The following is an 8,366-nucleotide window of genomic DNA, read 5'->3' on the forward strand; positions in this document are numbered from 1 at the left end:
CCGGAGTTCCGGCGGGGCCCTCCTGCACGTCCGGGCCGAACGGGAGCCGGCGGTGCGCGCCGCCCCTGGCGCTGCGGATCCTCAGGCCCCCGTGGGGACGGCGGCCGTCGAGGTCCACAGCCGGCGGGCGGCCAGCAGGGCCGCCGCGAGCAGCAGGCCGTTGCGCAGCAGCATGACGGTCAGGCCGGGGACGGTGCCGGCGATGACCTCGGCGTACAGGACGGGGTAGGCGAGCGAGCTCAGCGCGGCCGTCGGGAGGAGCAGCAGGGCCACCGGGCGCATCACGGTCGCGCGGGAGGTCAGGCAGACGGCGGCGAGGCCGAGCAGCCAGATCAGGTACTGGGGGCTGATCACCCGACTGGTCACGGTGAAGAGCAGGACGGCGGTCAGGGCCGCGTCGAGCGGGGTGGCGGGGCTCCAGCGACGGGCCTGGAGCCGCCACAGGAGCAGCCAGCCGAAGGCGATGACGGTGAGCAACAGGGCGAGGTGCCCGAGGGTGGAGACGTACGGCCCGACGTATTCGACGGATCCGTAGCGGAACTCGACCCCGCCCGGCCAGGCACCGGCGGCCCGGGCCAGGGCGAGTGCCGTGCCGCCCAGGGACTCGATCTGGATGCCCCGGTCGCCCTGTTGGCGGAGGAAGTCCAGGGAGTCGGAGAAGAAGAGCGCGAGGGTGGCGAGGAGCGCGAGGGCGGCGACGGCAGCGGCGGTCCAGGCCTCGCGGGTGGTGCGACCGCGCGGCGTGCCGATCAGGGCGAGCGCCGGCCACACCTTGACCATCGCGCCGATCCCGGCCAGCGCCCCGCCGAGCTGGTGGGCGGCGGGGGCCCGGGCCCCGATGGCCAGCAGGGCGAGCACGGCGAGGGCGGTGGTCTGGACGTCGTACCGGGCGAGCGGCAGGTGGAGGAGGAGCGGGAGTCCGCAGACCCAGATCCAGGCGCCGTGGGTGGCGCGGGCGGCATCGGCGTGGGCGAGGGCCAGCGCGACGACCGCGTCGGCGAGGAGGGCGAGGGCGACGAAGGCCTGGAAGTAGGTGAGCCAGGGGAGGACGCCCGGCGACATGATCACGAGTCCTGCGCCGGGAGGGTACTGCCAGGTGACGTCGCCGGAGGGGAAGGTGCCGTCCGCGAATCCTCCGTACCAGTGCTCGTACAGGGCGATCTCGCCGCTCACCCCGCCGATGCCGAGGTCGTCGCGGACGAGGAGGAGGAGCATGCCGACCCGGGTGAGGAGCCAGACGGCGGCGAGGGCGAGTGCGGGGCCCCGGCTGACCGTGACGAAGGTGGCGGAGGTGAAGGTCTCCGAAGCGAAGGGGGACCGGGTGAGGGCGGGAGGGGCGCCCTCGGACCGTGGCGGGGCGGCGGGGGCACCCCGGGGGTCGGACGTCCGGGACGGGTCGGGGCGGGGGCGATCGAGAGGCGGGTGATCGTTCGTCACCCCACCGCACTTTAGTCGTTAATGTCCCATTTGCTCGCTTGGTTGCTCCTCGGTCGGGCCGCGAACTCCTCGTACGCCGCCACCACCTCCTCCGCCGGCCCGTCCCTCCGCAGCGTTCCCGCCTCCAGCCACAGTGCCCGGTCGCAGGTCTCCGTGATCGTCGTGTGCGCGTGGCTCACCAGGAAGACCGTTCCCGCCCCGGCCCGCAGTTCGTCGATCCGCCGCCGGCTGCGGCGGCGGAAGTGCGCGTCACCGGTCGACAGGGCCTCGTCGACGAGCAGCACCTCGTGGCTCTTGGCCGCGGCGATGGAGAACCGCAGTCGGGCAGCCATGCCGGAGGAGTAGGTCCGCATCGGGCGCGAGATCGCCCCGTCCTTCTCGTCGATGCCGGAGAACTCGACGATCTCCTCGTAGCGCGCCTCGATCTCCGTGCGGCTCATGCCCAGCGCGAGGCCGCCCAGGATCACGTTCCGCTCGCCGGTCAGGTCGTCCATCAGGGCCGCGTTGACACCGAGGAGGGAGGGTTGCCCCCGGGTGAAGATCCGGCCCCGTGCGACGGGCAGGAGGCCCGCGACCGCCTTGAGGAGGCTGGATTTCCCCGATCCGTTCGAACCGATCAGGCCGATCGCCTCGCCCCGGCGCGCGACGAAGCTGACGCCCCGCACGGCGTGGACCCGGCGGTCGTCCGGTGTCGTGCGACGGTGCAGCATCCGACCGAGCGCCGCGCCGGCACCGCCTCGGTCGCCGGGACGTCCGCCGTGGACGGTGTACGTGACGTGGACGTCGTCGGCCACGACGGTCGGGGTTCCCGGTGCGTCAGCCACGGCCGTAGGTCTCCTCCGCCTTCCAGAACCAGAGGAAGCCGCCCCCGAAGGAGAGCAGGGCCCAGCCGGCGGCGAGCGCCCATGCATGGGGAGGCAACTGGGCCGCCGTGTGGCTCTCGACGAGGGCGAAGCGCACGAGGTCGATGTAGACCGCCGCGGGGTTGCACTGGAGGGCCAGCACCACGGCGTCCGGGAAGCGTCCGCCGGCCGCCAGGTTCTGGATCGACCACATCGCGCCCGAGGCGTACATCCAGGTGCGGAGCACGAACGGCATCAGTTGGCTGATGTCCGGGGTGCGGGCCCCGAGCCGGGCGAGGACCAGCGCCGTGCCCGTGTTGAACAGCGTCTGGCAGAGGAGCGCGGGGACGGCGAGCAGCCAGCTCCAGGTGGGGAACTCGCCCAGGCAGACCAGGATCATGACGAGCGCGGCGAGCGAGAACAGCAGCTGCTGGAGCTGCTGGAGTGCGAGCGAGATCGGCAGGCTCGCACGCGGGAAGTGCAGGGCGCGCACCAGTCCCAGGTTGCCGCTGATCGCCCGGGTGCCGGCCAGGGCCGTGTTGGAGGTGAAGGTCCACACGAAGATGCCGGTCATGAGGAAGGGGACGTAGTCGGGGACCCCGCTCTTCGCGTCCATCAGGACGCCGAAGATCACGTAGTAGACGGCCGCGTTGAGGAGCGGGGTCATCACCTGCCAGACCTGGCCGAGCTTGGCCTGGCTGAACTGCGCGGTCAGGCGGGCCGTGGCGAAGGCGGTGATGAAGTCGCGGCGGGACCAGAGCTGCCGCACGTAGGCGGGGAGCGGAGGGCGGGCGCCGCTGACGCTCAGGCCGTGCCGTCGGGCGAGGGCGCTCAGGTCCTCCGCGGCGGCGGTCGGTGCCCCTGGTGCGGCGGGTGCCGGGGCCGGTGCGGCGGGGGGCAGGGTCGTGGTCACGGGCGGGCGCTTTCGGTGAAGGGGCGCGCATGCGGGGTGCATGTGCCGTGGACGAGGGGACGGGTCCGTATCGTCGCTACGGGGAGGTTAGGGCGATCAAGCGTCGGAACGCAACCGTATCGTCGTGACGTTGCCCTTGGTTAGGATGCCGTCCATGACCGAGCCGACCCCCCGCCGTGCCCCCGCCGGAGCCGCCGTGCTCCGCGAGGACGTGACCGAAGCCATCCGCGCCGCCGTCTTCGAGGAACTCGCGGCCGTCGGTTTCGCCCGGATGTCCATCGAGGGCATCGCCCGCCGGGCGGGAGTCGGCAAGACCGCCGTCTACCGGCGCTGGAAGTCCAAGCTCGCCCTGGTCCTCGACCTCGTCGGGGCCTTCGCCGCCCAGGGCCTCCCGGCCCCCGCCAGCGGTTCCCTGTACGGGGACGTGCGGGCCCTCCTCGACGTGGCCTCGCACGCCCTCCGTCACCCGGTCGCCTCACAGGTCATCCCCGACCTGCTCGTCGAGGCCGCCCGACAGCCCGAGATCGCCGAGACCGTCCGGGCCGTGCTGCTCGACGGCCAGCAGGGCGTCATGACCCGGATCGTCCGCGAGGCCGTCGCACGCGGCGAACTCCCCACCGGTACGGACCCCGGCCGGGCCCTCGACCTGGTCATCGGACCGCTCTACTGGCGCCTGGTCGTCGTCCGCACCCCGCTGCCGGCCGGATACGTCGACGGGCTCGCGCGTGCGGCGGTCGCCGCCCTCACGGCCTGACCCCGGGGCCTACTTCACCGCACCCGCCATCACCCCGGACGCGAACTGCCGCTGGAACGCGAAGAACACCACCAGCGGCACCACCATCGACACGAACGCCCCCGGCGCCAGCACGTCCACGTTGTTGCCGAACTGGCGCACCTGCTGCTGCAGGGCCACGGTGATCGGCGGGGACTGGGAATCCGCGAAGACCAGTGCGATCAGCATGTCGTTCCAGACCCACAGGAACTGGAAGATCCCCAGCGAGGCGATCGCCGGACCGCCGAGCGGCAGCACCACCCGGGTGAAGAGGCGCACCTCGCCCGCCCCGTCGAGCCGGGCCGCCTCCAGGAGCTCGCGCGGGATCTCCGCGAAGAAGTTCCGCAGCAGGAAGACCGCGAACGGCAGGCCGAAGGCGGTGTGGAAGAGGACGACCCCCGCGGTCGTCTCGAAGAGCCCGACCGCACCGAAGAGCTTCGACACCGGAACCAGGGCGACCTGCACCGGGACCACGAGGAGCGCGACCACCCCCAGGAACCACCAGTCCCGGCCGGGGAACTCCAGCCAGGCGAAGGCGTACCCGGCGAACGAGCCGAGGACGAGCACGAGGAGGGTGGCCGGGACGGTGATCAGGACGGTGGAGAGGAGGGAACCGGTGATCGTGTCGTTCGCGAGGAGACGGCCGTAGTTCTCGGTGGTCAGTTGGGCCGGGGAGGCGAGCACCCGCCACCAGCCGCTCGCCGCGATGTCGGAGGGCGAACGGAGCGAGGACAGCAGGAGCCCGACCGTCGGCAGCAGCCAGAACAGGCCGACGAGGACCAGGAAGACCCGTACGGCGCCGGACGCGGCCCCGGAGGCGAGCCGGGCCGCGAGCCTTGTGACGGGGCGGGCCGCGAGCCGGGTGGCGGGGCGGACCGCGCTTCCGGTGGTCCCCCCGGGGGCCTTCCCGGTGGCGGGCGGGGTCATCGGCGGGACTCCCTTCGGATGCGGCGGATGTTGACCACCATCACCGGCAGTACGAGGAGGAGCAGGACGACCGCGATGGCCGAGCCGACCCCGAGGTCCGCGTCCGTGCCGAAGGACGAGCGGTACAACTGGAGCGCGAGCACGTTGGCGTCGTCCTGCGTCGAGCCGGGCGCGATCACGAAGACCAGGTCGAAGATCTTCAGCACGTTGATCATCAGGGTGACGAGGACGACCACCAGGACCGGGGCCAGGAGCGGCACCGTGATCCGTCGGAAGACCTGCCACTCGTTCGCACCGTCCATCCGCGCCGCTTCGAGCAGTTCCCGCGGCACGGCCGCCAGCCCGGCGCCGATCAGCACCATCGCGAACCCGGCCCACATCCACACGTAGGCCCCGATCACGGCCGGGGTGACCAGCGCGGGGCCGAGCCACTCCACGCCGTCGTACCGTTCCCGGAAGTTGCTCGTGGGCAGGCGGAGCACGGCGCCGTCGGCGCGGTCGGCCGGCAGGCCGAAGCTGCCGTCGGCCGCGGCCGTGGTCGTGGCGACGACCTTCCCGTCCCGTACCGCCTCGATCCGCAGGCCCTTCAGCCCCGGCTCTCCCGGATCGACGACGTTCGGCTTCCCGCCGCCGCCCCGGGTGAAGTCCAACCAGGCCGTGCCGGTGACCTCGGCACCGGTGACCGTGTCCGTCGGCGCGTGTGCCGGGAGCGCTCCCTTCGGCATCCGTGCCGGTGCCACCCCGATCAACGGGATGCTGACGGGCACGCCCGCCCGGACCGGCCCCTTCGTGACGTACGCCCCGTCGCCGGCCTCCTCCAGCGGGTGCACCGGCAGCGGCCGGGCCTTGGGGAAGCCGGAGGACTCGACGAAGGTGTCGTGGACCCCCACCCAGACGGCGTTGGCGACGCCCCGGTCCGGATCCTGCTCGTAGACCAACCGGAAGATGATCCCGGCGGCGAGCATCGAGATGGCCATCGGCATGAAGACGACCAGCTTGAAGGCCGTGCCCCAGCGAACCCGTTCGGTCAGGACCGCGAAGACCAGACCGAGGGCGGTGGCCACCGCCGGGGCGACCACCAACCAGATCAGGTTGTTCCGGAGGGCCGTGCGGAGCGATTCGTCGGTGACCAGGGCGAGGTAGTTGTCGAGGCCGACGAAAGAGGCGTCGGAGCGGTCGAAGAAGGAGCGGCGGACGGAGTACCCGATCGGGTAGACGACGAGCGCGCCGAGCAGGAGCAGGGCGGGCAACAGGAACCCCGCCGCCACGACCCCGCTCCGACGGGTGGTCCTCGGCATCGCGGCGCCTCAGCCCTTCGCGCCGGCCCGGTACGCCTTCGCCGCGTCCGCCTCCAGGCGCGCCTGGGTGCCGGTGATGTCCTTCGGGTCCTTCAAGAAGTCCTGGAGCGCCTTCCACTCGCCCTTGCCCGGCGTCCCGCCGAAGGACTGCGGCATCTGGTCCGACATGTCGAAGCGGAAGTCGTCGCCCGCGCCGATGAGCGCCCGGGCGATCTCGCGCTGGACGTCGTTCGGGTACGCGGCCGGGTCCAGGTTCTTGTTGGGGGACAGGAAACCGCCCTCGGCCGCCCAGATCTTCGCGGCGTCCGGAGAGGCGAGGAAGGCGAGGAGCGCCTGCGCGCCCTTGCTGTCCTTCAGGGCCACGGCCGCGTCACCTGCCGTCACGACCGGGGCCGCGCCGCCGCCGACCGCGGGGAAGGGGAAGACCTTCGCGTCCTTCCCGATCTCCGCGCCGGTCTGGGCGATGTTGACGGCGGCGAAGTCGCCCTCGAAGACCATCGCGCCCTTGGGCTGGTCGCCGCCCGTGAAGGTCTGTGTGACCGAGGTCGGGTACTCCGTCTGCAGGGACCCGTCGGCTCCTCCCGCCAGCAGCGAGGGCTTGCCGAACAACTCGCCGAGCGTGGTCAGCGCGGCCGTGACGGACGGGTCCGTCCACGGGATCGAGTGCTTCGCCAACTGGTCGTAGCGGGCCGGGCCGGCCTGCGAGAGGTAGACGTTCTCGAACCAGTCGGTGAGGGTCCAGCCGTCCGCACCCCCGACCGAGACCGGAGCCACGCCCGAGGCCGAGATCGTCTCGGCGGTGCCGAGGAACTCCTTCCAGGTCTTCGGCTCGGCGGCGCCCGCGTTGTCGAAGACCGCGGAGTTGTACCAGACCAGGGACTTGTTGGCGGCCTTGAAGTAGACCCCGTACTGGGTGCCGTCCACCGCGCCCAGCTCCTGCCAACCGCGCGAGTAGTTCGCCGCCAACTGGGCCTTCGCGTCCGGGCCGACCGGCTTCAACCACTTCTCCGCGACGGCCTGTTGGATCGCGCCCACCTGCGGAAGCATCGCCACGTCCGGCGGGGAACCACCGGCGATCTTCGTGCCGAGGAAGTTCACGATCGGGTCCTGGGCCGGCACGAAGACGGTCTTCGCGCCCGTGCGCTTCTCGAACTCCTTCAGGACCTTGGTGAAGTTCTCCTGCTCCGGCCCGGTCCAGACGGCGGCGACCGTGACCGTCTCGCCCGCGAGGGAGCCGGCCCCCTCCGGGCCCCCGCTCCCGTCGCTCCCGCTGCCACAGGCCGCGAGGGCCAGGGCGAGGACGGTCGCCGTTGCCGTGGCCACGGCCTTGCGTGGACGAAGAGTTGTACGCATTGCTGCCCCGTCTCTTTCGTGCGCGTCGCTGTCCCGTGCCGACAGGTCTACGCCGGGGTGCGGGCCCCCGCAATACCGCCTTTCGCGTCAAGTGGGCGATCGTAATTGGCTTGTGACGTGTCGTCAGGGTGCCCGACGGAGCGATTCGGGGGCATCAGGCGTGGCTGAGCGGGGCCACCGGCACCGCTTCCACGGAGCGGGCCGCCCGATCGAGGGCGCTCGCGAGCAAGGCCAGGTCCGTCGGTCCGTTGCCCAGCTCGCGGACCGGGCGACGGGTGGGCGGGTCGCCCATCCGCTCCCACTCCAGCGGGACGACCGTCGGACGGAGCGTGGCCGTGCGCGGGATCCGCCCCGTGACGCGCCCCGCCTGGAAGGGGGTCACCCGGCCGTCCGGGTGGCCGAGTCGCCCCCGTCCGGCCGCCGGCACGTCCGGGCCCGCTTCCACCGGAGGAGCGTCGAGCACGATCCGCAGCCGGGCCCCGTGCGCCAATTCGGTGTCGGCCGTGCGGTCCGGGCGCGCCGAAGTCGCCACCAGGTGCACCCCGAGGCGCTCCCCGTGCCGTGCGACGGCCTCCAGGGCCCGGACGACCGACCCGGCGGCCGGTCGGCCGGGGGCACCGAGCGCCGGGGCGACCAGGGCGTCGAAATCGTCGACGAGCACGACGAGCCGCGGCAGGTGCCCGGTGCCCGTCGTCGCCCGGTCCCCCGGGCCGGGGGACGCGGTCCTCCCCGACGGCTCGGCGCCGGGATGCGGGACGCGTCCGCTGGGTCGGTCGGTGGGGTCGCCGGTGCTCGGGTGGGGGATGCGTCCGCTGGCGCGGCCG

The 8,366-nt window shown here is 72.7% G+C and carries 7 protein-coding genes and 1 pseudogene; 1 reads left to right on the plus strand and 7 read right to left on the minus strand.

What is annotated here, in order from left to right:
- Nucleotides 1-81: 81 nt before the first annotated feature.
- From ACFW22_RS09965 to ACFW22_RS09975, 3 genes are read right to left on the minus strand one after another with little or no spacing between them, the layout of a single operon-like run.
- Nucleotides 82-1,437 (minus strand): glycosyltransferase 87 family protein, encoded by a 1,356-nt coding sequence (locus ACFW22_RS09965; RefSeq protein ID WP_386401180.1) that lies wholly within the window; start codon nt 1,435-1,437, stop codon nt 82-84.
- Between the two features lie 11 nt (nt 1,438-1,448).
- Complete coding sequence (locus ACFW22_RS09970; protein ID WP_386401182.1) at nt 1,449-2,261, minus strand: ABC transporter ATP-binding protein; 813 nt, start codon at nt 2,259-2,261, stop codon at nt 1,449-1,451.
- On the minus strand, nt 2,254-3,234 hold the full coding sequence (locus ACFW22_RS09975; protein ID WP_386401184.1) for an ABC transporter permease: 981 nt from the start codon (nt 3,232-3,234) through the stop codon (nt 2,254-2,256). Before ACFW22_RS09975 ends, ACFW22_RS09970 begins: the two co-directional genes overlap by 8 nt.
- 112 nt (nt 3,235-3,346) lie before the next feature.
- Here ACFW22_RS09975 and ACFW22_RS09980 point away from each other — a divergent pair, with 112 nt between their 5' ends.
- Nucleotides 3,347-3,946 (plus strand): TetR/AcrR family transcriptional regulator, encoded by a 600-nt coding sequence (locus ACFW22_RS09980; protein ID WP_386401186.1) that lies wholly within the window; start codon nt 3,347-3,349, stop codon nt 3,944-3,946.
- Between the two features lie 9 nt (nt 3,947-3,955).
- Here the strand turns inward: ACFW22_RS09980 and ACFW22_RS09985 are convergent, their stop codons facing one another.
- The 4 genes and pseudogenes from ACFW22_RS09985 to ACFW22_RS10000 all read right to left on the minus strand — a co-directional run.
- Nucleotides 3,956-4,891 (minus strand): carbohydrate ABC transporter permease, encoded by a 936-nt coding sequence (locus tag ACFW22_RS09985; protein ID WP_386401188.1) that lies wholly within the window; start codon nt 4,889-4,891, stop codon nt 3,956-3,958.
- Entirely contained in the window at nt 4,888-6,189 is a 1,302-nt protein-coding gene (locus tag ACFW22_RS09990; protein WP_386401190.1) for a carbohydrate ABC transporter permease, read from the minus strand. Before ACFW22_RS09990 ends, ACFW22_RS09985 begins: the two co-directional genes overlap by 4 nt.
- Nucleotides 6,190-6,198: 9 nt before the next feature.
- Nucleotides 6,199-7,542 carry an ABC transporter substrate-binding protein gene (locus ACFW22_RS09995; RefSeq protein ID WP_386401192.1) on the minus strand — a complete coding sequence of 448 codons (1,344 nt, stop codon included), beginning with the start codon at nt 7,540-7,542 and terminating at the stop codon, nt 6,199-6,201.
- Nucleotides 7,543-7,696: 154 nt separating this feature from the next.
- Nucleotides 7,697-8,366, minus strand: a pseudogene (locus ACFW22_RS10000) (hypothetical protein); the annotation flags it as partial.

The organism is Streptomyces sp. NPDC058872 (genome assembly GCF_042743065.1).
GTDB lineage: Bacteria > Actinomycetota > Actinomycetes > Streptomycetales > Streptomycetaceae > Streptomyces.

What these genes read in the sequence shown, in the direction of transcription:
- ACFW22_RS09985 (WP_386401188.1), bottom strand. Translation starts at nt 4,891, where the DNA reads ATGACCCCGCCCGCCACCGGGAAGGCCCCCGGGGGGACCACCGGAAGC.
- ACFW22_RS09995 (WP_386401192.1), bottom strand. Translation starts at nt 7,542, where the DNA reads ATGCGTACAACTCTTCGTCCACGCAAGGCCGTGGCCACGGCAACGGCG.
- ACFW22_RS09980 (WP_386401186.1), top strand. Translation starts at nt 3,347, where the DNA reads ATGACCGAGCCGACCCCCCGCCGTGCCCCCGCCGGAGCCGCCGTGCTC.
- ACFW22_RS09990 (WP_386401190.1), bottom strand. Translation starts at nt 6,189, where the DNA reads ATGCCGAGGACCACCCGTCGGAGCGGGGTCGTGGCGGCGGGGTTCCTG.
- ACFW22_RS09975 (WP_386401184.1), bottom strand. Translation starts at nt 3,234, where the DNA reads ATGCACCCCGCATGCGCGCCCCTTCACCGAAAGCGCCCGCCCGTGACC.